The 24790-nt window shown below is 45.0% G+C and carries 22 protein-coding genes; 7 read left to right on the plus strand and 15 right to left on the minus strand.

Translation table 11 applies throughout. From position 1 onward, the window contains the following. Positions 1 to 13: 13 nt before the first annotated feature. From Q4592_RS14815 to Q4592_RS14835, 5 genes are all read right to left on the minus strand, one after another. The gene (locus Q4592_RS14815) at positions 14 to 607 is read right to left on the minus strand and encodes a hypothetical protein (RefSeq protein ID WP_137672397.1); all 594 of its coding nucleotides are present in this window, start codon (positions 605 to 607) and stop codon (positions 14 to 16) included. Positions 608 to 665: 58 nt separating this feature from the next. Next, positions 666 to 863, minus strand: a complete 198-nt coding sequence (locus Q4592_RS14820; RefSeq protein WP_235836167.1) for a DUF4250 domain-containing protein — start codon at positions 861 to 863, stop codon at positions 666 to 668. Between the two features lie 174 nt (positions 864 to 1037). Beyond that, positions 1038 to 1295: a GrxA family glutaredoxin gene (locus Q4592_RS14825; RefSeq protein WP_137672398.1), complete on the minus strand. Its 258-nt coding sequence runs from the start codon at positions 1293 to 1295 to the stop codon at positions 1038 to 1040. Positions 1296 to 1436: 141 nt separating this feature from the next. Continuing rightward, positions 1437 to 2729 carry a condensation domain-containing protein gene (locus Q4592_RS14830; protein WP_303514503.1) on the minus strand — a complete coding sequence of 431 codons (1293 nt, stop codon included), beginning with the start codon at positions 2727 to 2729 and terminating at the stop codon, positions 1437 to 1439. A 59-nt stretch (positions 2730 to 2788) separates the two neighbouring features. Next, positions 2789 to 3970 (minus strand): MFS transporter, encoded by a 1182-nt coding sequence (locus Q4592_RS14835; RefSeq protein ID WP_303514505.1) that lies wholly within the window; start codon positions 3968 to 3970, stop codon positions 2789 to 2791. 115 nt (positions 3971 to 4085) lie between these two features. On the opposite strand from Q4592_RS14835, the gene Q4592_RS14840 reads away from it, so the two are divergent. Further along, complete coding sequence (locus Q4592_RS14840) at positions 4086 to 4970, plus strand: LysR family transcriptional regulator (protein ID WP_303514507.1); 885 nt, start codon at positions 4086 to 4088, stop codon at positions 4968 to 4970. Positions 4971 to 5079: 109 nt separating this feature from the next. Here Q4592_RS14840 and Q4592_RS14845 read toward each other — a convergent pair whose 3' ends face one another. Then, positions 5080 to 5205 carry a hypothetical protein gene (locus Q4592_RS14845; protein WP_255437773.1) on the minus strand — a complete coding sequence of 42 codons (126 nt, stop codon included), beginning with the start codon at positions 5203 to 5205 and terminating at the stop codon, positions 5080 to 5082. A gap of 730 nt (positions 5206 to 5935) precedes the next feature. Further along, complete coding sequence (locus Q4592_RS14850; protein ID WP_137672402.1) at positions 5936 to 6379, minus strand: hypothetical protein; 444 nt, start codon at positions 6377 to 6379, stop codon at positions 5936 to 5938. A 415-nt stretch (positions 6380 to 6794) separates the two neighbouring features. On the opposite strand from Q4592_RS14850, the gene Q4592_RS14855 reads away from it, so the two are divergent. Together Q4592_RS14855 and pntB are read left to right on the plus strand one after the other, a co-directional pair. After that, positions 6795 to 8354 (plus strand): Re/Si-specific NAD(P)(+) transhydrogenase subunit alpha, encoded by a 1560-nt coding sequence (locus Q4592_RS14855; RefSeq protein ID WP_303514513.1) that lies wholly within the window; start codon positions 6795 to 6797, stop codon positions 8352 to 8354. A gap of 13 nt (positions 8355 to 8367) precedes the next feature. Next, positions 8368 to 9768 (plus strand): Re/Si-specific NAD(P)(+) transhydrogenase subunit beta, encoded by a 1401-nt coding sequence (gene pntB / locus Q4592_RS14860; protein WP_137672404.1) that lies wholly within the window; start codon positions 8368 to 8370, stop codon positions 9766 to 9768. Between the two features lie 125 nt (positions 9769 to 9893). Here pntB and Q4592_RS14865 read toward each other — a convergent pair whose 3' ends face one another. Continuing rightward, positions 9894 to 10487 (minus strand): hypothetical protein, encoded by a 594-nt coding sequence (locus Q4592_RS14865; RefSeq protein ID WP_303514516.1) that lies wholly within the window; start codon positions 10485 to 10487, stop codon positions 9894 to 9896. A gap of 1071 nt (positions 10488 to 11558) precedes the next feature. After that, positions 11559 to 12269 carry a hypothetical protein gene (locus Q4592_RS14870; protein WP_303514518.1) on the minus strand — a complete coding sequence of 237 codons (711 nt, stop codon included), beginning with the start codon at positions 12267 to 12269 and terminating at the stop codon, positions 11559 to 11561. A gap of 673 nt (positions 12270 to 12942) precedes the next feature. On the opposite strand from Q4592_RS14870, the gene Q4592_RS14875 reads away from it, so the two are divergent. Further along, positions 12943 to 14676, plus strand: a complete 1734-nt coding sequence (locus Q4592_RS14875) for a PAS domain-containing sensor histidine kinase (RefSeq protein WP_303514520.1) — start codon at positions 12943 to 12945, stop codon at positions 14674 to 14676. A gap of 52 nt (positions 14677 to 14728) precedes the next feature. Here Q4592_RS14875 and Q4592_RS14880 read toward each other — a convergent pair whose 3' ends face one another. From Q4592_RS14880 to Q4592_RS14890, 3 genes are all read right to left on the minus strand, one after another. Then, positions 14729 to 15040, minus strand: coding sequence for a DUF496 family protein (locus Q4592_RS14880; protein WP_201798708.1), 312 nt, complete (start codon positions 15038 to 15040; stop codon positions 14729 to 14731). A 190-nt stretch (positions 15041 to 15230) separates the two neighbouring features. Further along, positions 15231 to 15752: a DUF2058 domain-containing protein gene (locus Q4592_RS14885; protein ID WP_137672409.1), complete on the minus strand. Its 522-nt coding sequence runs from the start codon at positions 15750 to 15752 to the stop codon at positions 15231 to 15233. Between the two features lie 130 nt (positions 15753 to 15882). Continuing rightward, entirely contained in the window at positions 15883 to 16410 is a 528-nt protein-coding gene (locus tag Q4592_RS14890; RefSeq protein WP_303514523.1) for a RodZ domain-containing protein, read from the minus strand. Between the two features lie 95 nt (positions 16411 to 16505). Here Q4592_RS14890 and recG point away from each other — a divergent pair, with 95 nt between their 5' ends. Further along, on the plus strand, positions 16506 to 18587 hold the full coding sequence (gene recG / locus Q4592_RS14895; protein WP_303514526.1) for an ATP-dependent DNA helicase RecG: 2082 nt from the start codon (positions 16506 to 16508) through the stop codon (positions 18585 to 18587). On the opposite strand, the gene Q4592_RS14900 is transcribed toward recG, so the two are convergent. Together Q4592_RS14900 and glpK are read right to left on the minus strand one after the other, a co-directional pair. Then, positions 18588 to 19529 carry a LysR family transcriptional regulator gene (locus Q4592_RS14900; RefSeq protein WP_303514529.1) on the minus strand — a complete coding sequence of 314 codons (942 nt, stop codon included), beginning with the start codon at positions 19527 to 19529 and terminating at the stop codon, positions 18588 to 18590. 188 nt (positions 19530 to 19717) lie between these two features. Further along, positions 19718 to 21232 (minus strand): glycerol kinase GlpK, encoded by a 1515-nt coding sequence (glpK, locus tag Q4592_RS14905; RefSeq protein ID WP_303514531.1) that lies wholly within the window; start codon positions 21230 to 21232, stop codon positions 19718 to 19720. A 229-nt stretch (positions 21233 to 21461) separates the two neighbouring features. On the opposite strand from glpK, the gene Q4592_RS14910 reads away from it, so the two are divergent. Beyond that, entirely contained in the window at positions 21462 to 22250 is a 789-nt protein-coding gene (locus Q4592_RS14910) for a DeoR/GlpR family transcriptional regulator (RefSeq protein WP_137672414.1), read from the plus strand. Here Q4592_RS14910 and Q4592_RS14915 read toward each other — a convergent pair. Then, a complete protein-coding gene (locus Q4592_RS14915) occupies positions 22247 to 22990 on the minus strand; it encodes an MBL fold metallo-hydrolase (protein ID WP_303514536.1) in 744 nt (247 codons plus the stop codon). The two genes, Q4592_RS14910 and Q4592_RS14915, sit on opposite strands and share 4 nt — an antisense overlap. 191 nt (positions 22991 to 23181) lie before the next feature. On the opposite strand from Q4592_RS14915, the gene glpD reads away from it, so the two are divergent. After that, positions 23182 to 24723 (plus strand): glycerol-3-phosphate dehydrogenase, encoded by a 1542-nt coding sequence (gene glpD / locus Q4592_RS14920; RefSeq protein WP_137672416.1) that lies wholly within the window; start codon positions 23182 to 23184, stop codon positions 24721 to 24723. The last annotated feature ends 67 nt before the right edge of the window (positions 24724 to 24790 follow it).

Below are 24790 nucleotides of genomic sequence, written 5' to 3' on the forward strand. Positions count from 1 at the left end.
TTGATTCAAACACCTAGAAACGGTAATTCAAGCCCATGTTAAGACCCAATTGCGACCAATAACCGCCAACAAAGGTCACTTGGCATCCTGGGCCACATTCTATTTTGGTTCCGTCGTTTACAAAGGTGCCGTACAAGCGTCCCTCTAGTTTTAAATCGAGGTTCTCGGTTAGGTGATAAAAATAACCACCACCAATACTAATAGAAAAACGCTGGGTGTCGCTGCCAGGGCTTGCCGCAAAATGAGTAAGACCGGCACCACCACTAGCAAAGGTTTCAAAATTCTCATACTGCCAACGGCGAGAGGCGGTTAGGTGAGCATACAATACGTCAACGTCGGTGTTAGCGTTGTCGTTCATCTCGGTGTTTTGCCAAGAGACTAAAGCCCCAACGTAATTGTCGTAGGTTTCGCGCTTGCGGTTTTCACCACTGGTGGTGGCAAAATCAAAAGCCGCCATATAAGAAGGTGCAGAACGCACCGAGTAGGTTTCTTCTGTATCAAGGTCGGTCATTTCACCACCAAAGGTGTAACCCGCTCCAATACTAAGATCGGCCAGAGCCGGTAGCGAAATACTCCACGCAAGTAAAAAACATCCTTTCTTTAGCATCGGTAACCTCCTGTTAGACACATCAACAGTGTCTAACATTCAGTCACTTAAGCCAAGATCAAATCTGCTTAAACTGGTTACTTATCGCATTATAGTGATAACCAATAGTTTCTAAACGGCGCGCTAAAGATCGCTCTTCAAGGCCAAACGTTAAGGCGAGATCTTCCAAGCTATCGCACTCTAGGCGTAACTTTTCGTTCACAATGCCCAATAATATGTTGGCTTCTAGGTTTAACATGTAGCTAGCATCCATCATTCTCTCCCGAGTATTAAATGGTATTGAGTTAATTTGAGCTTAGCTAAAAAAGCAGCAAGGGTAACAAATTTTGAACCTAGCATTTGCCTAATCTGCTGTACGTTTTTATTTACCCAGCCTTAAAACGCAAAAAGCCTGACCAAGGCCAGGCTTTAACAGCATCTTACTTAGCAATTAGATATCAAATTGCTCACGCATTAATGCTTCATATTCTGTACAGCCGCCCACGTGTGTTTCATCAACAAAAATCTGCGGTACTGTTTCTACAGGTTTGCCTACGGTTTTTTCCAAATCAGCTTTAGAAATACCTTCAGCATGAATATCAACATAACGGAAGCTGTAGTCTTCATGTGCTTCGCTAAGTTGTTCAGCAATCTGTTTTGCACGAACACAATAAGGGCAACCCGGACGACCAAAAATTACTGCAAACATTGTTAAACTCCAGAATAACGTGAATTGGGCTTACTATAACGGCTAAGCATTAAATTAAAAAATTGAATATTTCGTTGTTAGCGATAGGCAACAACTATCAAACTCTATAGACCTGCGTACTAATTAGTTTCTTTCATTGTTCTATCCATCAGTCATCGCCAGCAAACGCTGCTTAAACTGCTCAACAAAGTTGTTGCGCATTTCTGCACTAATCATCGGTTCTACACAATTAATGGTAACCGTTAACGCACCGGCCAAACTTTGCGAACCCAACCAGAATATAGCGCCAATAAGATGCTGAGCAGCGGTAAAGTAATATTGCTGCGGAACCAATGCAGTAGCGCTTGCCTGGGTGAATAAAGGGGCGATATTCCCGAGGTTAGATAAGTGTAAGCAGTTAAAGCGCCCCGCCACTTGCTTCATATCGTCATCCGCTCGGCGCGGCGCTTGAGCTTGCCACCATTCATCGCTACAAGAGACTAAATGCAGCCCGGTATTTACTTGCTGCTGATATAGCGCGTTAACTTGCTGGGCGCGTTGCCAAAAGGTTTGCTCTGCGGAGCAATCTACCGCAAAAGAAAACATCGATACGTAACACGCTAGCTCATGCTCATCTACCGGAGGCGCGACTATTGGCCGCACGTTAGCATTTCCGCCTGCGCTAACCAAGGTGGTGTTTGACTTAGCTAACGCTAAGGCCGTTTCAACGGCCGCGGTGTATAGCAAAATAGTCAAGCTCACATGATTCTCTCGCGCCAACACTCGAAGCTGAGTAGTTTGTTGCTGGCTAAAGGCCAGCAGCGCCAGTTTATTTTGCTGCAAGCTCTGTGGGCTGGTTTGGCTAAGCCAAGCGCTTGTTTGCTCAGGTGTAATCGGTGCACAAAAAGGACTTTCACCTGTCGATAAATCAATATCAGGAATCGCTTGGTGTACACATTGGCGAATAGCAAAGGGAACAAATTGCGGTGCCTGTTGCTCGGCCACTTGCTGATGCCGCTCTAACCACTCGGCTAATAAAGCCGTGGCCGATAAACCATCACAAATACTGTGGTGCATACTTATAATAAGGGCTGACTGCTCTGCACCTATCAGCACCCTCACCCGCCAAAGCAAGCCAGACGCACTTAAGGGAGTATTGGTTTGCTGCTGCATATGTTCAGTGAGAAATTGCGGGAACGCTGCGTCGTCACCGTTAAACTCAATCACCTCAACACTCGGCGGTTTTGAGCTCGGCAACCATTGCCATTGTTCATCAACTTGAGAAAGGCATACCGATAGCAATGGGTGGCGCTGCTGCAATAACTGGTGAATATGCGCAATGTGAGCCGGGTTGATTTGCCCTCTCACACTTACTGCATTCACCACTAACATAGCGCCGGTGCTAGTGAGTTCGGCAAATAAAGCTTCAGTTACACCTAATGGACGAATCGTCATCAATGCTCCTTTGTTGATTTACTTAACTACAACTGCAGCTAAGTGACTAACAAGGCTCATCATTGCATAGATGGGACTTTCACTTTTAGTATCTGGATCACCATGTTTAGCATTAAACCCACACCCATGATGCTAAATATGATCGCCATCGCATCGGGACTTGGCACCAATAAGGTCGTTAAACCGCCCACCGCAATAGCGGTTAAGGTCATTTGAGTGGTACCACTTAACGCTGATACCGCGCCCGCTTGGTTTGGAAACAAACCAAACAAGCCAGCTTGTGAGATAGGATAAATAACCCCGACACTCACGCTTATCATCGCCATACCCACTACCACCCACGCTAAAGAGTGCGCTTGAGTAGCCAAAATAAAGGCCGCGACAAACGGCAAGCAAGACGCAAAACCCAGTATGTGCTGCTCTGGCCAACGGCCAGTGAATCGTCGAGTGAAGGCGCTACCAAGGGCGAGCCCGCCGGCAGGAATAATCATCATTAAACCAAAGTCGTCGGCACTTAAGCCAAAATCGTGCTGCAAGATAAATGGAGCGCTACTAATCATGTACATCAAACCAATGCTAGCGATCCACCCGTAACTGGAGTAACGAACAAAATTGCTATCGCTGGCTAGCGTTAGGTAATCGTTAACCACCCGCTTAACCTGTAACGGCGGGCCGGGCTCGGCTTGGGTTTCGGGTAGCAACTTAGCGGCAATAATCATTAAACTCGCGCCAGCAATGCCGATAATAATGAACAGATAGTGCCAGCCCCAGTAAGCCGTAACTATACCGCCAATTACGGGCCCAAGAACCGGAATCACCGACGCAGCCATACCTAGCCAAGCAAAACCATTTTTGAGATGTTTTCCGCGGTAGCTATCGCTAATTAAGCAGCGCGCCAAAATTTGATTACTGCCAGCGCCCAATCCTTGAATCATGACTCCCGCCAACAACAAGTTAAGGTTATTTAAGCCTAAAAAAGTAAGCAGGTTGCCTAGCAAGAAAATACTTTGCCCCAGCCAGAATATACGACGACGCCCATAACTGTCGGCTAGTGGGCCATAAAACAGCTGAGAGATGCCTAAACCTAAAATGAAACACACAATAAGCCGCTGTACTAAATGCTCGTCTACCGCAAAGTGCTGCGCCATTTCTGGTAGCGCAGGGGTAAGTAAGCCGTTGGTTAATTGAGAACAGGCAATAAAGGCAATAGAGAACAACAGGGGAATACGCGAATAGGTCACTAACAAACTCCAATACATCAGCGAGTTTATTGTAATTTATTGCTAAGCGCGGATAATCATTCATTAAAGACATGATTTATTTCCCTGAAGGAAACAATCAAACAGGAGCGCAGTAATGGATTGGCTAAATGTAGTGCAAACCTATGTAGCAGTAGTAGAAAGCAATAGCTTTGTACAAGCGGCTCACCAGCTCAACATAACCACATCGTCTTGTAGCAAGCGCATATCATGGTTAGAGTCTCAGCTACACTGCCAACTACTATTACGCACCACTCGGCGGGTACGCACCACCGAACAAGGCCAACAGTTTTATCTGCAAAGCTGTGATTGGTTAAGTCAGTTCGACACTATGCGCCGGCAACTGGGTCCCTCAACCCAAGGATTAACTGGCAACTTAAGCATTGGCTCTCCTGCTGTGTCGGGTAGCCTATTTGTTACCCCCATTATCGCCACCTTCTTACCCATGCATCCACATTTAACAGTAGAGCTATCAGAAATAGAGCCAGGAGTGATTCCTGATCTATCCTTAGATATTGTCATCAGTCGGCAAATCGACAACTTCGACAGTACCAGTTATCGCATGCTGCATTTATTTGACTACGCAGTGAAGTGCTTCGCCAGCCCACGTTTTTTGTCTATTCATGGCCCAGTAGAAAATGCCAAGCAACTCAAGCAACTTCCGCTGTTATTAGTACAAGGGCAAATACGCTCTGGAGGGGTAAAATTTAACGACGGCACAATATTAAACCAAGCCTCTCGTTTCATCACTCACGACCCGCTGGCAGCTATTCAGGCAGCGGTACACCATATGGGAGTGGTATTGGTCTCCGAAGATTTAGTTCAGCAACAGTTAATAGACGGTAAATTGGTTGAAGTAGTGCCGGGTTTGCTGTCGGAACAACGCACCGTGTGCGCCTATTATCCAGCGCATCGCTTTGAAAACCCCAATATCAGCGCTTTTCTGCAGCACCTGCGTCAACACATTCAAAACACACATTAGCAAATTGTCTTCGGGCATAAAAAAACCGCTAGCGTTTAGGCTAGCGGTTTATAGGATGTAACAAGCGTAAATATTAAGTCACGAGTTTAAAAGGCAACTACAGCGTAGTTTACTCGGCCGCTTCAACATCTGATTCTGGTTCTTTTGCTTCAATGTCTTCACTGATAGGCAGGCGTACAAAAAAGCCTTTACCCGTTGCAAAACAACGCATCGTTTGCTGTTGGTCTTGTTCCATTTAGATAAGTCTCCTAGGTTGTTGCAAGTTTAAAAAAGTATTATTTCTGCTTATGTTTTGCTTATTGCCACTTGCGTAAGTAAGGCTAGCTAGTGAATAAAAATTGCACAAGAAATAATCGGTAAAAATCCTATTTAGCCCACTCTTTCTTGATCTAGCTCAGTCTTGCGGGAGGTAATCTATCGGCTTTTATCAGAAATGTGAAGTACTAATTTACCACTTTGGAGATGTCGGCCAAAAACGACAATATTTTTAACCAATAAAATCAATAACTTAACGAAAACAAAAAAACGCCAAAGAATGGCTTATAGCTAATTGATATGTAGGGATCTTGGTTTAATTAGATTTGGCTATATTTGTTTAAATAGCCAGAGAATAACAATAGATGAATCAATCACTTACAAGTTAGTGTTTACTAGCCTCAATACATGTGAATATTTATTCAGATAAATGATTAATGACAAAAAACTTAAATAATGTGTTATCGCTAAGCCCCGCGGAGACTGGACTTAGCGCTTCTTTATTTTCACAAAATCGAAAAACAACCATAGTCCGATAATTGTTGCCGATACAACGACCCCATATTCCAAATAAAGATGGATGTATCCAAGAAAAAAGCTAACGGCAGGAAGAACGATTACCAACAATAAGGCCAACAGCACATAGCCCATTTAAGTCCCCAATAATTTTACCAGTAGAAATTATATCCTGATAATTGCCAAGGACAAAGCTATTCGAAGTAAGAACGCAACTGTAATTGCACATGGCCGTTTTTCCACACAGTGGTATCGATTTGCGTTTTGCAAATGGCACATAGGGTTTTATTCGACAGGGTTAAATGGCCAGACATGCGGTTACCTTTGGCACGAAACATTAAGTTTTGCTGAGCCTGCCAACGTAAGCCACCGCGCCAATTGGCCCGCCATTGCGGCACTTGTTGGTAGCGTAAAAAAGTAGATTGTTGCTCAGAGGAAGTCACTGGTTGGGCAGTATTGGTTTGCGAAGTATTAAACTGTTGCTCTTGTAACCAATTAATATCACTAAATAAATTTTTAGTTGCTTGGGGTTGCTCAAGTTCGTTCTCAACGCTGAAATCAAATTTAAGCGCAGTGTTAGCATAAACCACATTTACCCACATCAACATTGTTACAATTAACGATAATGCAATAGCCATAACGACCTCCAACCTACCTTAGTATATGTAGCTACTTCCTCTTTTATTGCTAAGGGTTTATCAAGCAATCGCTCTGCTTAGGCATAAAGCCTTTACTAAAGAGTAGTAGACGTAGTTGTATCTAGCTATTTCCATGCCACTACTCTGAAATCACACAGGAACGACGTTACATTTTACTAACCTAATGACACCTAGGCATAACCTATCACACCGATAAACTTTACAAATTGGTTTGACCATTAGAAATAAGCGATACTTTTGTGCGAAGTTACTTGACTGTTAGGCCGTAGTTTTCTTTCATATCACACCAAATGCGTAAAGTTAGTTAACTTGCAGGAACTAACAAATATTTAATATGCAGCGACGTGTTGCCCAAATAGCAACTCAACATAAAAACCAATAGCAGGAACACACTATGCAAATCGGAATACCTAAGGAGATCTTCGACCAGGAGAGCCGGGTAGCCGCCACCCCAAAAACCGTAGAGCAGTTGCTAAAACTCGGCTTCTCTGTGGCAGTGGAAAGCGGCGCAGGAACAGCGGCCAGCTTTAATGACGAAGCTTACACAGAAGCCGGCGCAGATATCGTAACTAAAGAGCAGGCTTTTCAAGCCGACCTCATTTTTAAAGTGAATGCGCCTTTAGATGGCAGCAACGATACCACTGACGAACTTGCCCTTATAAAAGAAGGTGCAACCGTAGCCAGTTTTGCATGGCCTGCACAAAATCCTGAATTGCTAGAAAAGTTTAAAGCCGCCAAGGTTAACTTGCTAGCCATGGACATGGTGCCACGGATCTCTCGTGCTCAATCTTTAGATGCGCGTAGTTCACTTGCCAACGTAGACGGTTACCGCGCGGTTATTGAAGCAGCCAACCACTTTGGTCGCTTTTTTACCGGGCAAATTACTGCTGCAGGTAAAGTACCACCAGCCAAAGTATTAATTATTGGCGCAGGTGTAGCCGGTTTAGCCGCATTGGGTACCGCAGGTAGCCTAGGCGCTATTGTTCGTGCTTTTGATACTCGCCCTGAGGTTAAAGAGCAAATCAACTCAATGGGCGCTGAGTTCCTAGAGTTAGATTACGAAGAAGAAGACACTGGCGACGGTGACGGTTACGCCAAAGAAATGAGCGCAGCCTTTATTGATGCCGAAATGGCCTTGTTCCGCGAACAAGCCAAAGAAGTCGATATCATCATTACCACCGCATTAATTCCTGGTCGCCCAGCACCTAAGCTGATTTTGGCTGACATGGTTGAATTGATGAAACCAGGTAGTGTAATTGTAGATTTGGCCGCCGCTACTGGTGGTAACTGTGAGTTAACCGAGCCCGGTGAAATTGCCGTTAAACATGGCGTAACCATTATTGGTTTAACCGACATCTCGCGTCGTTTGCCAGCGCAAGCTAGCCAGCTGTACGGCACCAACTTAGTTAACCTGCTTAAGTTACTTTGCCCAGAGAAAGACGGCGAAATAAACATCAACTTCGAAGACGAAGTATTGCGTGGCGTAACCTCAGTGAAAGAAGGCGAAATCACCTTCCCACCACCAGCTATTCAAGTGAGTGCCCAACCCAAAGTTGAAGCACCAGCGCCAACCACAGAAGTAGTGGTAGAAGAAAAGCCTGCTAAACCTTGGGTAAAACCATTGATTGCAGCCGCTGGCCTCGCCGCCTTTGCTTGGGTAGCCGATGCTGCTCCAGCAGACTTCTTACAACACTTCACCGTATTTATGTTGGCCTGTGTTGTTGGTTACTACGTGGTATGGAACGTGAGCCATTCACTGCATACACCATTAATGAGCGTAACTAACGCCATTAGTGGCATCATCATTGTGGGTGCCTTAGTACAAATGAAAGCCGACACCTCCTGGGTAGTATTATTGCTATCGGGTATTGCCGTGCTTATCGCCACCATCAACATCGCCGGTGGTTTTACTGTGACTCAGCGGATGCTGAAAATGTTCCGCAAAGACAAATAGGAGAAATAGTCACATGTCTCAAGGTATTGTATCTGCAGCCTATTTAGTGGCTGCACTATTGTTTATCTTCAGCCTCGCCGGCTTAAGTAAACAAGAAACCGCTCAACGCGGTAATATATTTGGCATTATCGGTATGGCGATTGCGGTAATCGCAACCCTAGCCAGCACTCAGGTTACCGGCGGTAGCTGGATCATCACCCTTGCCATGGCAATTGGTGCAGCCATTGGTATTCGCTTAGCACTTAAAGTTGAAATGACTGAAATGCCAGAGCTGGTTGCGGTGCTGCACAGCTTCGTTGGTATGGCTGCGGTATTGGTTGGTTTTTCAAGCGCCATCGACCACAGCTCGTTAATGGATGCGGTAACAGGTCTTATCGACCCCGTTGCTAAGAACATTCACGACGTAGAAGTATTCCTCGGTATCTTTATTGGTGCGGTAACCTTCACCGGTTCAGTTGTGGCCTTTGGTAAGCTTCGCGGCATAATCAGCAGTGCCCCTAAAGCGCTTCCTGGCGCTCACTGGTTAAACCTAGGCATGATTGTGGTATCAATCTACTTAGGCAGCATGTACATGGACAGCGGCTCTATGTGGCCACTAGTAATTATGACGCTTATCGCCTTTGTATTTGGTTACAACCTGGTATCGGCCATTGGCGGCGCAGATATGCCAGTAGTGGTATCAATGCTTAACTCATACTCTGGTTGGGCAGCGGCTGCAGCAGGCTTCATGTTAGGCAACGATCTATTGATTGTTACCGGTGCATTAGTCGGTAGCTCGGGCGCGATTCTGTCTTACATCATGTGTAAAGCCATGAACCGCTCGTTCATCAGCGTAATTTTAGGTGGTTTTGGCGCAGAAGGTGGCACAGTAGTGGCCAGCGACGTAGACCAAGGCGAGCACACTGAAACGCAAGCTGAAGACGTAGCCGAAATGCTAAAAGACGCTAACGAAGTGATTATTGCCCCTGGTTACGGTATGGCGGTTGCGCAAGCCCAATACCCAGTAGCAGAAATTACTCAAAAGCTACGTGATAAAGGCGTTAAAGTACGTTTTGCTATTCACCCAGTAGCGGGTCGTTTACCTGGCCACATGAACGTATTGTTAGCCGAAGCCAAAGTTCCTTACGATATCGTAATGGAGATGGACGAGATTAACGAAGACTTCGCGTCTACCGATGTAGTGCTAGTAATTGGTGCTAACGACACGGTAAATCCAGCAGCTAAAGAGCCAGGTAGCCCAATTGCCGGTATGCCAGTGCTTGAAGTATGGGACGCTAAGAAAGTTGTGGTATTTAAACGTTCAATGGCCACTGGTTATGCAGGTGTGCAAAACCCATTGTTCTTTAAAGAAAATACTGACATGTTGTTTGGTGATGCTAAAGAAACGGTTCAGAAGATCCTTTCTCATATCTAAGCAGATAGCTTGTTGAATATGAAAGCCGCTCCTAGAGCGGCTTTTTCTGTTTAGGGTAACGCGTAAAAAGCTCAATTAGTTTTGCTAGATAGCTTTCATTGGAACGCCTAAGCTTTCTAACAAAGTTAACTATTATCTGCTTTATTTGAGGCTCTTAAGTCGTCTAACTCTTGTGGACTCGATAGATACATTTTCACCAGTTCCAGATTGTTTAGCCCTCTATTACTTAACCCAATATCCTTACGAATAGCTTTATGCATTTTGTTTACAGCCAAGAATACATCCCCTCCTCTTTCGCTGGCAGATTGGAACTCCAACTGTCGCTTGATCACTTCTGGAGAACCCCATAGCAAAATGTCTGTTTTAAATGCTAGCAGGTAATCAATGAGCTCTTGCTCAGACGGAGCCTTTTTAGATACTTTTTCATTCACTCCAGATAGTACCGCTGAAATCATCTCCAAATATTTTTGGTAAATTTCAACTTTCTTGGCGCGATGAGCTTCTTCTCGATCTCTAACACTAGTTTGCCATTGAGTAATTATAACTGCTGCTAAACCTACAAAAATGGTTGCCATAGCCCCCAAAATAGCTGCCGAGACCTTAGGGTCTGCCTCTGTAATACTCTCAACGAAGAAGTTTAGAGCAACCCAAAAACCAAACGCAAAAAAGCACAAAAACACCACACCAACCACAGCCAATAATGTTTCTTTTTTTAACAAAACGCATCCCCCTAGTATCCATCTATAACAATTTACGATAAAGAATCTTCATATAAAAAGCACATTATTTACGTGAACAATATCATTCATTTATACGAACTTTAGGGCCTAACTTCATGAATGAAAAAACAAGAAAATTTAAAATATAAATACCTTACCAATTAATTCCTCGATTTGCTTTAAGTACTGATTTCGCCCTGACGGCGACTTCCTTTTTCTTTGAACAGCCAAAGAAAAACTAAGGAAAAAGAAAGGCTGCCCTAACATCATCTTCATCCTGCGTTGCTCACTCACTGCGGCGTCAAAACAACTCGCTACGCTCAAACAGGTTTCGCCTATACCCGCAGCTCGCTTGCGCTACTCGGCGATGATGAAGGGAAATTGAGATCAAGAGCGAACCCTTTTAGTTAAGCTCTTACATAAGAAAAGTACTTGCGGAACTGATGCCGCCCCCCTAATCATGGCATCATTTTTCTTTGTTAAGCTAAAGCTTAGTACGAGGAAAAAGAAAGGCAGCCCTAACATCATCTTCATCCTGCGTTGCTCACTCACAGCGGCGTCAAAACAACTCGCTTCGCTCAAACAGGTTTTGCCTATATCCGCAGCTCGCTTGCGCTACTCGGCGATGATGAAGGGAAATGAAGATCAAGAGCCGATGCTGACCGCTCTCCCTCCCCATCATTCCCGCTGAGTATCGCAGTAAATTAGCGATAAAGCCGAGGACTGTTTGAGCGAAGCGAGTTTCTGAAGGCGCGCTAATTTATGAGAAACGCAAGATATAAGGGAATGCGGGGTGGCCTTTCTTTTGCTACTAAGCTTTAGCCGAGCAAAGCTTAGTACATCGCCGGCAAGGCGAAACCGGAACCCACACCAAACTCTTATTCAAAATGAACTTAAAAAAATTCAAGCGTACAAATTTGTTTTCAAAGCACTTGCGAACGAGCAACGAAGGAATCAAGGGGATGCGGGTGGCCTTTCTTTTGAGTACTAAGTTTTAGCCAATCAAAACTTAGTACATCCCGCTAAGGCAGGTTCAAAGCCGGCCTTAGCGTTTTATCTATTGTTACTTTACTAGAAAAAAGCTCGTACTAAGAAAAACCAGACAAGGGCTAAAATGGCGTAATTAAAAGTAACGCGCACTGGGCCTGAGGCTTTATATTTACCGGTATGCAAAACCTTATAAGCAGGGGGATTTCGAATTCTCGATACCAAATAAATAGCGGTAATTAACATCAGACTACCGCCAATAATGGCAACCCCTGTTTGACCGAGAGTATCGACCACCGAAACTAAAAACTTGGCTTTTTTGCCTCTTAACTCATCCCCTTCCGCCGCTAAACTATCGCCCAAGCTATAAAACAACCATGTTAAAAAGCCAAATATAGTTAAAGCCCATAACGACCCATAACTGGCTCTAGGAATACTATAATTATCTTCACATTCTTCAAAGTTTTCTCCAAGAGATGACTTTAAATGACCATATGCGTCATCAAACGAAGCCTGACCACTAAATTGCATAGTCTCATCGTTTTCATCTTTGCCGTTTTTGTTGGTAACCGTTATTTCATATCTAGCTGAATCAGCTGAAACTCGTGTTATCGTTGTTAATAACAATGTTTCAGTATCTTTAGGCATAGCCTTTGCTGGGGTAATTCCTTCGCTTAAGTTTTTTGCGATATCTTCCCCCTCGCCCTCATTTGACTCCGAGCCCATATAAATCGCTTCGTGGCCGATTGCATAAAAATCTAAACCGACGGTTGCTTCTCCGTGCCATGACTTCATCAACTAACTTCCTTTTCTATTGATTTCTTAAATAAAAATTTTGTATTAGCTAAGGACTAATGGCATGTCATAAAAGCCATTAATAACAACAACTAAAAACACATAAAAGCAAAAAATAAAGTGCTACTTAATGACTAGGGACAATCAAGTAACAAAAAAATCAATAAAGTATGCAAACTGAGATCTGTCTCCATATCCCGACACCGCTTCATCATTAGTAATCTACTAAGGTGGGGAGAAAAACAAACCCTTATACAAGAATTAACAAAATCGTGAATTTAAGGCCTCGTGCGCAAAGTGGCACAAAAAGTTGCCTTTTCGCATTAACCTAACTCGGTCGAAACAACGGGTAGAGTGATATGAAAAAGATGAATTTAACCAGTAACAGGCAACAAAAACGCAATTGCTTACTTTCTTGTTGTAGTGCTACAAACAAGCAGCTTTGCCTATTTTGTTTAGGTAAAGACACTATCCACCCTCCCTCTCAAACACGGCAATGAGTGCTGCGGTTTAACCTCCATAAAAGCCTTAGCGATACTTCCTCCTTTGAATCTAAAGTTAGGCCACTGCAAGCTCGGTATGAATCTTGGTATCAATGTTTAGCTTAATATTTGCCTATCTCTCCTTCCCTCAACTATTTTTAGCTAAGCGAATCTGAAACAAGGGAAGAGCTTTGTTAGAACTCGAATTTATTACTCAAATATCCCAAGACTCTGCTGTCGAATTCACTAAGTCTGCCCACTTTAACCAAGCCTTAGATATCTTGAGCCAACTACTCGATAGCCCTTATTTAAGCCTTAGCCACATTTATAATGACAAAGACAATCACGAGTTACAGTTAAGCAGTTGCCGCTATCACCAACCCACAGCAAGGCTGAGTCAAGCTAAATCGACCTCTGCTGAAACGCAGCTTCCCAACTATTTACGAGAGTTAAGCCAGAGCAAGCAAGAGTGTGCTGTAAGCTGTAATGAGCTAGACCAACAGCTTGGCTTTTCTTCTTCAACCCAACAAGACTGCAGTATTCAGCTGGTTCCATTTTTTGAGGCCGAGACTCTAATTGGTGTTCTCGGGGTACAAGCAGAAACTTCGCCCAACTTACTTAGCACCTTTCCTGCGAGTTACTGGGTGCTGAATAACCTACTGCTTAGCCACCATAGGCATAAAGTGGCGTCGGTTAAGCTCGACACCTACCAGATCGTTCTCGACCTCATGCCACAGCGGGTATTTTGGAAGAACCGCAGCTCTCGTTATTTAGGCTGCAACCAAGCCTTTGCCACCGATGCTTCTATAGATAAGCCCGAAAATATTATTGGCTTAAATGACTTCGACACCTTTCCTGAACAAGCCGAGCTATATCGCTCAGACGATGCGCATACAATGGAAACACGTAAACATATGATTAGCTCCGAGGAGCCGCAGACCCACCAAGATGGTACACAAATTTGGCTGCGAACATCGAAGCGCCCGATCATCACCAAAAACGATGTGGTGGTGGGCTTAGTGGGAACTTACGATGACATAACCCTGTTAAAGCAAACTCAACAACAGTTACATAGCGCCAAAACGGAACTTGAAGAAAGAGTGACTAAACGTACCGAGCAACTAAGTGAATCAAACTCTAAACTGGAAAAAGTGATTGAGGAGCTTAAAACAACCCAAAGCCAACTGGTAGAAACAGAGAAAATGTCGGCATTAGGCAGGTTAGTGGCAGGGGTCGCTCACGAGATCAATACTCCATTGGGTATAGCAGTTACTAGCTCTAGTCACTTAACTGAGTTGTCGAACGATTTAGATCAAGCAGTACTCAGTGGCAATATCAGTAAAAGTAAGTTTCACAATATTTGCGAGAATATCAACGTAAGCAGTGAGTTAATCCTTCGCAACTTACAACGGGCATCAGATTTGGTGAGCAACTTTAAGATGGTTGCGGTTGATCAGTCACACGATGAAAAACGCCAGATAGTATTAATGCAATATTTACACGATGTCGTTAATGCGATGACACCAAAAACTAACAAGAAAAATATTAAAGTATTTCTCTCCGGTGATGAAACCTTAAGTTTGCTCACCTATCCAGGTTCCATTGCCCAAATCATCACCAACCTTATCGACAATGCAATGATTCATGCCTTTGCCAACAGTGATAGCGGCGAAATTAAAATTCATTTCATGGTGAAAAACCAATACTTGGAGCTGTACTTTGAAGATAGTGGCGAAGGCATAGAGCCCGAACAAGTGAATAAGATATTTGAACCCTTTTTCACGTCTAAACGCGGTCACGGTGGCTCTGGGTTAGGACTAAGTATTATCTATAACATTATTACTCAGCGCTTTAACGGCAATATTCACTGCGAAAGTGTGAAAGGTAAAGGCGCTCGGTTTGTGGTGAGCTTGCCTTTGGATTAGCTCACAAAAAAGCCGCTAGGGTTAGCGGCTTACTATAAAACACAGCGGTAAATTAACCTTTCGCGTCTTTCAATTTCTTAGCTAAATCACGACGTTCTTTAGACAAATCAGCGTTCTTAATAGTGTATTCGTCAACACGGTCTTCGTAGTCGGCACGCATGTTCTCGATAATCGCTTTAACATCGCTAACACTCATGTTGTCTTGAATGTAGTTTTCCAAATTGTCGAGTAAATCTACACGCTTACGGTTATCGCGAATTTTCTTATCAATATCCACCATTTCGCGCTTTAATTTATTACGTCTGCGACTCATAGAAACAAACTCCAATACCTTGGATACACTACCTACAGCTTGCTTTTCCATCATTTCTCCTAAGTGGTGTTAAACCTTAAATGCACACTTATGATTAACTTACTCGCTTGAATATTTTCGGCAATATTTATTTAAACAAAGCGTGGTTTCACCGAAGCTAGATCAAACTGCGTGGCTATTTCATCCTAGCCTTAAAACAACAAAGCCGCTACTTAGCGGCTTTGTTCTATCTAACTTTCCTTTACCACATCAAATCATCTGGGATTTGATAATCGGCATAAGGATCATCTTCATCAATTACATCTTGGCTTGGGTCGTTAATTAGCACCACCACGCTTTCATCGCGTTGGGCTATTTTCTCAGCCACAATGGTAGGAACTACTTCATACGCTTCACCTAGCGTAACAATCGCTAAACGGCCATTACTGAGTTGCTTGCGCAGCTCATCGGTCACGTAGATTTTCTTAATTAAACTACCATGATTGAAGTTATAGGCTTCGTCACCACGTTTTCTGTCTAGCATGTTCATTTCGATCAGCTGCTTAATTTGCGCAGCTACCGCCTTTTTGGCTTTCTCGGCATTTTGCTGCTGAGCCAGTTCGGCGTCTCGTTGTTGCTGTTCTGTGCGCGATTGCTCTGCGGCGGCTTTCACTTCTTTGGCTAAAGTACGTGATTTTTTATTGGTTTTGCCTACTTTTTTGGCTTTTTTCTTGTCGACTAAACCTGCTTTAAGCATTTGCTCTTGCAGTGATAACTTGGCCATGAGAAATGAATACCTTCAATCTATTAATGAGTGGTTTGGCTGCAATGCCAGTGGCCTAGATAATACGCCAAGCAGCTACTAATTAGAACCATTAGCCACGCTTGCAGTAACACAGCTTAAGGCTTAAGGCTTATTCCTCTTCTGGCGCCAGGGTAAGAGACAAAGGTTGGTCTTGCGGGTAGCCCGACAAATCAATGTCGCTGCCATTCAACCGTAAGCTAAAACCTTCTATTTGCGAGAAATACAGCGACGCCGGGTGCATCACTTGCCATGTTCGCAAATCGCCCATACCTAGCCAACCGTCAAACACCACTTTGTCGCGACCATCAATCACCAGCAATTCTGCGCGGTCATCAGCTTCAATCTCTAGCTCTATCACCTGATCGGGGCGTAATGTTTCTGGCTGCCATTGATCGCTAGGCGCTACCCAGTAATAAGTGCGTGAACCTTGCCAACGATAAGGCAGCTGCGTAGGTGGGCGAATAGGTAAAATGGGCCGCATTGGATGTTCAATAGGATGGCTAGGAATGGGGCGTTCAATCGGTTGCTCAGGTTTATGTAAGCGCGCAGGCTGGGCGCTTTGATCAGCAATACACGCTTCAATTAAGCCTATTACCAATAATATGGCCAAACCGATATTACATAAGAATCTCAGCATTAGTCGCCTCAAATACGCTTAAACCTTTGATTAGTAATAATAGCTGAAAAATTCATATATACTCTTGGTACATGATCATATTTACAGTGGTTTAAGTGGAATTAAGCAGCTTACCCATTACCGCACTTAAGGGCGTGGGCGACAAACTTGCCGAAAAACTCCTACGCCTGCAGATTCAAAATGTGGGCGATTTGCTGCTGCATCTGCCACACCGCTACGAAGATCGCACACGCATTTGGCCAATTAATGATTTATTGCACGGTGCGCACGTATCGGTGCATGGCGAGATCACCAAAGTAGAAACCATTCACGCCCGCCGACGCATGTTAACCTGCCGAATTAGTGACGGCAGCGGCAGCATAACGCTGCGTTTCTTTAATTTTAACAACGGCCAAAAAGCCGCCATGCAACAAGGCTTGTGGATGCGGTGTTTTGGTGAAGCCAAGCGCGGTAAACATGGCTGGGAAATGATTCACCCCGAATACAGCATTGTGGCCGATCCCAGTGCGCCATTGATGGATGAGAAACTTACCCCGGTTTACCCCACTACCGAGGGCTTAAAACAGCTCAACTTACGTAAGCTCAGTGAGCAAGCCTTTGCTCTGCTTAAACAATACCCATTGGTGGATTGGCTGCCACCAGCGTTACGGCCTCATGGTTTAGATCTAAACCAAGCACTTATGCAATTGCACCGCCCAGAACCCGATACCGAGTTGTCTTTGTTAGAAGAAGGTCGCCACCCAGCTCAGCAACGATTGGTCATTGAAGAACTGGCAGCACATCAGCTAAGCATGTTAAAGCTTCGCCAAGAGCAACAACGCCAAGCAGCCATAGCCCTGCCCTTGGCAACCGAGCTAGAGCGCCAGTTTCTCGCTCAATTACCCTTTAAACCAACCAATGCCCAACAGCGCGTAGTCGCAGAAATAAAAACTGATACTCAGCAACCACATGCCATGATGCGCTTAGTGCAAGGTGATGTAGGCAGCGGCAAAACCTTAGTGGCGGCTATGGCGGCCTTACAAGCCTTAGCCAACGGCTACCAAGTTGCTTTAATGGCGCCGACCGAAATTTTGGCCGAGCAACATGCGCTCACCTTCGCCAGTTGGTTTGAGCCCTTAGGCATAAAGGTAGATTGGGTTGCAGGTAAACAAAAAGGCAAAGCTCGCGCCGAAGCGATGGCAAGAATCGCCAATGGCGAAGCACAAATGGTGGTGGGCACTCATGCTATTTTTCAGGAGCAAGTGCAGTTTGCTAACTTAGCCTTAGTGATTATTGATGAGCAACACCGCTTTGGTGTTCACCAACGTATGGCCCTGCGAGAAAAAGGCGCGGCGATAGATGGTAGCAATACCCTGCCACACCAACTGATAATGACAGCAACGCCTATTCCCCGCACTTTGGCCATGACCGCTTACGCAGATCTGGAGCTTTCAATTATTGATGAACTGCCACCGGGGCGAACTCCCATTAAAACCGTGGCACTGCCCGATACCCGCCGCGAACAAGTGATTGAGCGAGTTTATCAAGCCTGTCATACCGATGGCCGGCAAGCTTATTGGGTGTGTACCTTGATTGAGGAATCGGAAGTATTGCAGTGCCAAGCCGCTGAGGACACCGCCGACACCTTGCAAAAACAACTGCCCGACCTGCGAATTGGTTTAGTACATGGCCGCATGAAACCCCAAGAAAAACAGTGGGTAATGGAACAGTTTAAAAGCCACCAGCTCGATTTATTGGTGGCCACTACCGTGATTGAAGTGGGGGTGGATGTACCCAATTCCAGTTTAATGATTATTGAGAATCCTGAGCGTTTAGGCTTGGCGCAATTGCACCAATTGCGCGGCCGCGTGGGTCGCGGCAAGGTAGAAAGCCACTGTGTCTTGATGTACCACAGCCCGCTGTCTAAAACAGCCAGTTCACGCTTAAGTGTATTACGCGACAGTACCGATGGCTTTGTGATTGCTCAGCGCGATATGGAGATCCGCGGGCCGGGTGAGCTACTAGGCACCAAACAAACCGGATTAGCAGAGTTTAAAATTGCTGACTTGGTAAGAGACCAAGCCATGATAGGCGAAGCACAAGCCTTGGCCAAACAGTTGCTACAACAAACACCCGCCTGTGTTGAACCGCTTATTGCGCGCTGGTTAGCTGATCGCGAGCAGTTTGCTCAAGCCTAACTAAGTTAGGCTATAAGTCTCGTCTCGACAGTGTTCCACCAGTACCTCTTGCAACCACATGTATAAAGGGTTTTGTCGATTACGATAATGAAACACATAGCCAGTATCATATTTTACCGCTAAATCTAAAAAGTCTTCGCCTAATTCAAACCGTTTAATACCCGGTATATCTTCGGGAGGATAATAAGTAACACTGGGATACATAAAGTCACTCACCCGCAGCACATCCAAAATAGAACCAGGCAACTCTGAGCGAAAACCAATGGTGATTTCTACTCCATGATTAGCGAGAAATTTTTCGGCCTCACTGCGCGCTGCACTCCAGCCAGGCACATGAATTAGCGCAGTACTGTATTTGGCGAAATCCTGTGGAGACACCGTATTTCCCTCTATGGGATGACCTTCTTTAGCATAAACATAAATGGGCTGGCGCCATAATCTACGTTGTACCAACTCCTTAGAGCCTTCTACCGGTAATAAACACAAACCAAAATCAATTTGCCCACGCTGAATTAACTCACAGGTATCGGCGCCCCAAGTTGCCACTTGCAAGCGCAGTTCTGGAGCGTGTTGCTGTAACACCACAAATAGTCGCTTGGCAACAGAGGCTAACAACATCGGGTGCATAGCCACCTTAATCAAGCCTTCTAGTTCAGCCGGATTAAAATCGTTATGGTGGTCCACCACATTGGCTAATTCGGCCAATATGCTAGGTAAACTTAGCGAAAGCTGTTCCGCTTTAGGGGTGGCAATTAAGCCATGCTGAGCACGAACAAACAGTTCATCACCAAAGTGTTCTCGTAATTTTTGCAAGGAGCGACTAATTGCCGGTTGGCTTACGTTCATTCGCTCAGCCGTGCGCCGAGTATTTAGCTCTTGGGCTAAAATAACAAACACTTTGAGTAGGTTTAAATCGAGTGATTCAAATGAACTATTGGTCACTGGTTACCCCGCGGCTATTGGTGGCAGAAACTGTTAGTAATTACTCATAACAGTAGCAGTGAAACCCGCTAAGCTCATCATAATTCGAATAAGCTAGGTATTTACTGAGCAAGCGCACATAAACGCAATGGGAACTTAAGACATAAAAAAACCGCCAATAGTGACGGTTTATTGTTTAAACGCTGCGGTTAACCGTCTAACTCTTTGTCATACCAATTTCGGCTGCAGTTCACCGCCCGCTTCCAGCCCTTGTATAGCCGTTCTCGTTTCTCTTCATCTCCGTCTGGGGTAAAGCAGCGATCGGGGGTATGGCTTTCGGCCAAACTCTCAATACTCTCCCAATAGCCCACCGCTAAACCAGCGAGATAAGCGGCACCCAAGGCTGTTGATTCTATCAGCGAAGGGCGTACCACTTCAGTGCCTAATGCATCTGCTTGAAACTGCAATAAGAAATCATTGGCTACAGCGCCACCATCCACCCGCAGTTGCTTGAGCGAAATATCTGCATCAGCTTGCATAGCTTCTAGTAAGTCACGACTTTGGTAAGCAATCGACTCAAGCGCTGCACGAATAATATGATTTCGGTTAGCCCCGCGAGTTAAGCCTACAATAGTTCCACGAGCATAAGGGTCCCAATAAGGAGCGCCTAAGCCCACAAACGCCGGCACCAAGTATACGCCGTTAGTGTCGTCTACTTTAGACGCGAAATACTCCGTATCCGAAGCATCTCGAATCAAGCCCATTTCATCGCGTAACCACTGAATCGTTGCCCCGCCCATAAACACGCTGCCTTCTAAGGCGTAATTAACTTTTCCGTCAATCGAAAACGCGATGGTGGTTAGCAAACCATGGGTTGATTTAACTGGCTTTTCGCCGGTGTTCATTAATAGGAAACATCCGGTGCCGTAGGTATTTTTTGCCATGCCTTTTCGGTAGCACTGTTGACCAAACAAGGCAGCTTGCTGGTCTCCGGCAATCCCGGCAATGGGGATTCGGGTTCCACCTTTACCACCAATATTGGTTTGCCCATAGATTTCTGAACAGGCTTTTACTTCAGGCAGCATTTGCCTAGGCACACCCAACATATCCAGCAGTTTTTGATCCCATTCCAAAGTGTGAATGTTGAACATCATAGTACGGGAGGCATTGGTATAGTCTGTAACATGCACTCGACCATTGGTGAGTTTCCACACTAACCAGCTATCTACTGTGCCAAATAACAAATCGCCCGCTTCGGCTTTGTCACGTGCGCCTTCTACATTGTCGAGGATCCACTTAAGTTTTGACCCAGAGAAGTAAGCATCAAGAATCAAGCCCGTAGTGTCTTGGATGTATTTTTCCCAGCCTTGTTCGCGTAACGCTTCACACAATTCGGTAGTACGACGACACTGCCACACAATGGCATTGTAAATCGGTTGACCGGTATTTTTGTCCCATACAATGGTTGTTTCGCGTTGGTTAGTAATACCAATCGCCACAATTTGGTCACTGCGAATACCAGTTTTTGCCAGCACCTCGGTTAGCGACGCACTCTGGCTGGCCCAAATTTCCATTGGATTGTGCTCAACCCAACCTGATTTAGGAAAAAACTGACTAAATTCGCGCTGAACGCTACCTACAATTTCTGATTGTTGATTAAAAATGATGGCTCGAGAGCTGGTGGTGCCTTGATCGAGCGCCACAATATAACGCGCAGTGTCCATTGATAGATTCGTTCCACTTAAATATTTGCATTCATTATGCTCGAAAACGAACATTTTAGAACATTTTTTTAACCATTTCGTGACAAGCGCTTAAATTTGGCAACCCAATAGCTCAGTAAAAACTTGTAGTAACCTCGCCTATATCACTTTGTTAATCGTGACAATATTTGGTTTTTAAGTAGACTTAAGCCTGTCTAGAAAATAGTCCTTACTTACGGAAACCCCAGTTGTGAAGCAGACCCAGCGCCACCAGCAAATACTTCAAGTTATCAAAACTCAAGGCTTTGTCGCAACAGAAGAACTCGTTGAATCGCTCAATGTGAGCCCGCAAACCATTCGCCGAGACCTTAACGTTCTCGCCGAGCAAAAGCTGATTCATCGCCACCATGGCGGTGCCTCTTTGCTAACCAGCAGCGTGGTAAACGATTCATACTCTACCCGTAAGATTAAACAGCACGTGGAAAAAGAAAGCATTGCGCAAAAAATTGCCGAGCAAATTCCTAACGGTGCATCACTGTTTCTAGACATTGGTACCACTGCTGAGACCATCGCCAGAGCACTGCTTAATCATCGTGACTTGCGCATTATTACTAACAACATACATGTTGCAGCATTGCTGATGGTGAAAGATGATTTCAATGTGATAATGGCAGGCGGAGCCTTACGTAACAAAGATGGCGGCATAGTGGGCGAAGCAACCATTGATTTTATTAAGCAATTTCGCTTGGATTACGGCGTAATCACCGTTAGTGGAATTGATTTAGACGGTTCTTTATTAGACTTTGACTACCACGAAGTACGTGTCACTCAAGCCATTATTGCCAGCTCGCGCAACGTGATACTGGCGGCAGACCACAGTAAATTTGGTCGCAATGCCATGATTAACATTGGCAACATTGCCCAAATTGGCCAGCTTTATACCGACCGGCCAGTACCCACCGACATTGCCGACATTTTAAAGCGCGAAGAAGTACAACTTACCCTATGCCCTCCGTCGCAGCCAAGCAGCGCTAACTAAGCAAATTTTTTGCGGATTAAATCACCTAAAAACTGCTTATAGCGAGTAGGCTTTGCAGGACAAAGTTGCTGCAGCGCAAGCAGTTCGTCACTGCTAATTTCCCCTCCTTCGCCATGGGCCAGTAAATAGTTGCTCACCGCCAATTGCCGGTAGCGCTCAAGAGACGCTCTATAGTCCGCTGGCTGGCTTATTGGAAAAGGACAAATCAGCTTCTGCTTTACCCTTAAAATAGTATCGGCCACATACAACGTTTGAGTTTCTGGGTGATACAAAGACAAATCGCGATCGGTGTGCCCGGGGGTAAATAGCACCTGCCAGTCACTAAAACCGGGGAGCTGATCACCATCTTTCAAGCGGTATTTAGTGCTTAACAATGGGGAGTACCAAAGGTTAACGCGTTCGCGTTGATGACGCTGCCCAACATAGTATGCCAGCCCCAAATCCATTAAGTGCATCACTCTGCCTCTAAAGCCCTGATACCACTCACCTGCAACATCGCCAGTAGCTAACTCAAGCGGGTAGTGTTTTTGTAAGTAACTCGCTCCACCGGCATGATCAGGATGCATGTGAGTGACCATCACCAATTTAAGTTGTTCAAAAGGACGACCCAGTTGCTCGGTGATAAAACGCTTAAGTATTGAGACATCGGCACGTGAGCAGCCATCTAATAGCAACAGCTTTTCTGAGTACTCAACCAAAAAAATATTTTGAATATAACCTTCAAGCTGATGAATCTTCATTCTGCTCCGACCACTTGTTAATAGAATGTAACAGCTTAGGGCAAAAACTCCATGCAAACAAACAGCAGGCAAAACACGCACGAACAATTAACTCAACTTTTTTGCAACAATGATTGTTTTTCGATCTAGTTATGCTCTATTATGCTCGATAACGAAAGAAAACGAACTTTACTTCATAAGGATCGCGAGTAATGGAACAAACAAACGACCCATATAGCTATGACTTAATTGTGATAGGCGGTGGTATAAACGGAGTAGGTATTGCTGCAGATGCAGCAGGCCGTGGCCAACGTGTCGCCTTGTTTGAACAAAACGATCTCGCCAGTGCCACCTCCTCTGCCAGCTCTAAGTTAATACACGGTGGTTTACGCTACTTAGAACATTATGAGTTTCGCTTGGTGAGCGAAGCACTGAAAGAACGAGAAGTATTATTGAAAATGGCTCCTCATTTAGTGGAACCAATGCGTTTTCGTTTACCACATCGCCCGCATTTGCGCCCATGGTTACTAATTCGCATGGGCTTGTTTCTTTATGACAACTTGGCGAAACGCGGCACGCTTCCCGCTTGCCAAGGATTAAGTTTTGGCCAAAACAGTGTGCTGAAAAAAGACATTACCAAGGGCTTTGAATACTCTGATTGCTGGGTCGACGATGCCAGATTAGTGATCAGCAATGCTTTACTCGCCGAAAAGCATGGCGCTTATATCGCGCCTCGGCATAAAGTGATTGCCGCAAAACGAGATGGCCAACACTGGTTGGTAGATGTACAAAATACCCACAGTGGAAAACAGCAACAATATCGCTGTGCCACCTTAGTGAATGCTGCCGGCCCTTGGGTTCAACAATTTATCGAACAACACATGCAGCAAACACCGCCGCGCACTATTCGTTTGGTGAAAGGCAGCCATATTGTGGTGCCCAAAATTCACAACGAACAGCAATCTTATATATTGCAAAACAGCGACAAACGGATTGTATTTGTCATCCCTTATCAACAGGAATACTCGCTCATTGGCACCACTGATGTGGAATATAAGGGCAACCCTTCTGAAGTCGCTATCTCAGACGAAGAAGTCAATTATCTTTGTGATGTGGTAAACCAGCACTTTAAGCAGCAAATTGCCCCTAGTGATGTGCTACATACTTTCTCGGGCGTTCGCCCTTTATGCCAAGACGAATCAGACGACCCGTCTGCAGTGACTCGTGATTACACTTTAGAACTGAGCGATGAAAGTGATGGCGCGCCACTGCTATCAGTATTTGGTGGCAAACTCACCACCTATCGTAAACTAGCCGAAGCAGCCTTAGAGATGCTGGCTCCGCGTATAAAAGATTTGGGTCCCGCTTGGACCAAAGCGTCGTTCCTACCTGGCGGGGCAATCCATAGCAGCATTCAGAGTTTTATTAAGTTACAGCAAGCCGAGTCAGACCTACCAGCGGAGCTGATCGCTCGCTGGTGTATGCAATACGGTAATCGCGCCAAGCAACTGTTACACGATGCGCAACAGCAGGGATTAGGCGAGTTGTTTGGTGGCAACCTCTATCAAATAGAAGTGGATTACCTGCGCAACAATGAATGGGCCAGTGAACTTGATGACATATTGTGGCGCCGAACTAAACAAGGTTTGAAGTTTGATGCCGAGCAGCAGCAAACCCTGCAGAACTATTTGGCGAGCAAGCTTTCCTTAACCGCTGTAGAGAACGGTACTGTCGATTCGGTAAACGTTGATTAATGACCCAATCTTGCTCAAGAAGGCCTTTAGAACTTCTTGAGCTTTTTTATCATTGCTTGACCAAAGC

Source organism: Agarivorans sp. 1_MG-2023, assembly GCF_030548385.1.
In the GTDB taxonomy this organism is placed as follows: Bacteria; Pseudomonadota; Gammaproteobacteria; order Enterobacterales; family Celerinatantimonadaceae; genus Agarivorans.

Coding starts and splice junctions, on each gene's coding strand:
- Q4592_RS14815 (WP_137672397.1), bottom strand. CDS start 607: ATGCTAAAGAAAGGATGTTTTTTACTTGCGTGGAGTATTTCGCTACCG.
- Q4592_RS14820 (WP_235836167.1), bottom strand. CDS start 863: ATGATGGATGCTAGCTACATGTTAAACCTAGAAGCCAACATATTATTG.
- Q4592_RS14825 (WP_137672398.1), bottom strand. CDS start 1,295: ATGTTTGCAGTAATTTTTGGTCGTCCGGGTTGCCCTTATTGTGTTCGT.
- Q4592_RS14830 (WP_303514503.1), bottom strand. CDS start 2,729: ATGACGATTCGTCCATTAGGTGTAACTGAAGCTTTATTTGCCGAACTC.
- Q4592_RS14840 (WP_303514507.1), top strand. CDS start 4,086: ATGGATTGGCTAAATGTAGTGCAAACCTATGTAGCAGTAGTAGAAAGC.
- Q4592_RS14845 (WP_255437773.1), bottom strand. CDS start 5,205: ATGGAACAAGACCAACAGCAAACGATGCGTTGTTTTGCAACGGGTAAA.
- Q4592_RS14850 (WP_137672402.1), bottom strand. CDS start 6,379: ATGGCTATTGCATTATCGTTAATTGTAACAATGTTGATGTGGGTAAAT.
- Q4592_RS14855 (WP_303514513.1), top strand. CDS start 6,795: ATGCAAATCGGAATACCTAAGGAGATCTTCGACCAGGAGAGCCGGGTA.
- pntB (WP_137672404.1), top strand. CDS start 8,368: ATGTCTCAAGGTATTGTATCTGCAGCCTATTTAGTGGCTGCACTATTG.
- Q4592_RS14870 (WP_303514518.1), bottom strand. CDS start 12,269: ATGAAGTCATGGCACGGAGAAGCAACCGTCGGTTTAGATTTTTATGCA.
- Q4592_RS14880 (WP_201798708.1), bottom strand. CDS start 15,040: ATGGAAAAGCAAGCTGTAGGTAGTGTATCCAAGGTATTGGAGTTTGTT.
- Q4592_RS14885 (WP_137672409.1), bottom strand. CDS start 15,752: ATGGCCAAGTTATCACTGCAAGAGCAAATGCTTAAAGCAGGTTTAGTC.
- Q4592_RS14890 (WP_303514523.1), bottom strand. CDS start 16,410: ATGCTGAGATTCTTATGTAATATCGGTTTGGCCATATTATTGGTAATA.
- glpK (WP_303514531.1), bottom strand. CDS start 21,232: ATGGACACTGCGCGTTATATTGTGGCGCTCGATCAAGGCACCACCAGC.
- Q4592_RS14915 (WP_303514536.1), bottom strand. CDS start 22,990: ATGAAGATTCATCAGCTTGAAGGTTATATTCAAAATATTTTTTTGGTT.
- glpD (WP_137672416.1), top strand. CDS start 23,182: ATGGAACAAACAAACGACCCATATAGCTATGACTTAATTGTGATAGGC.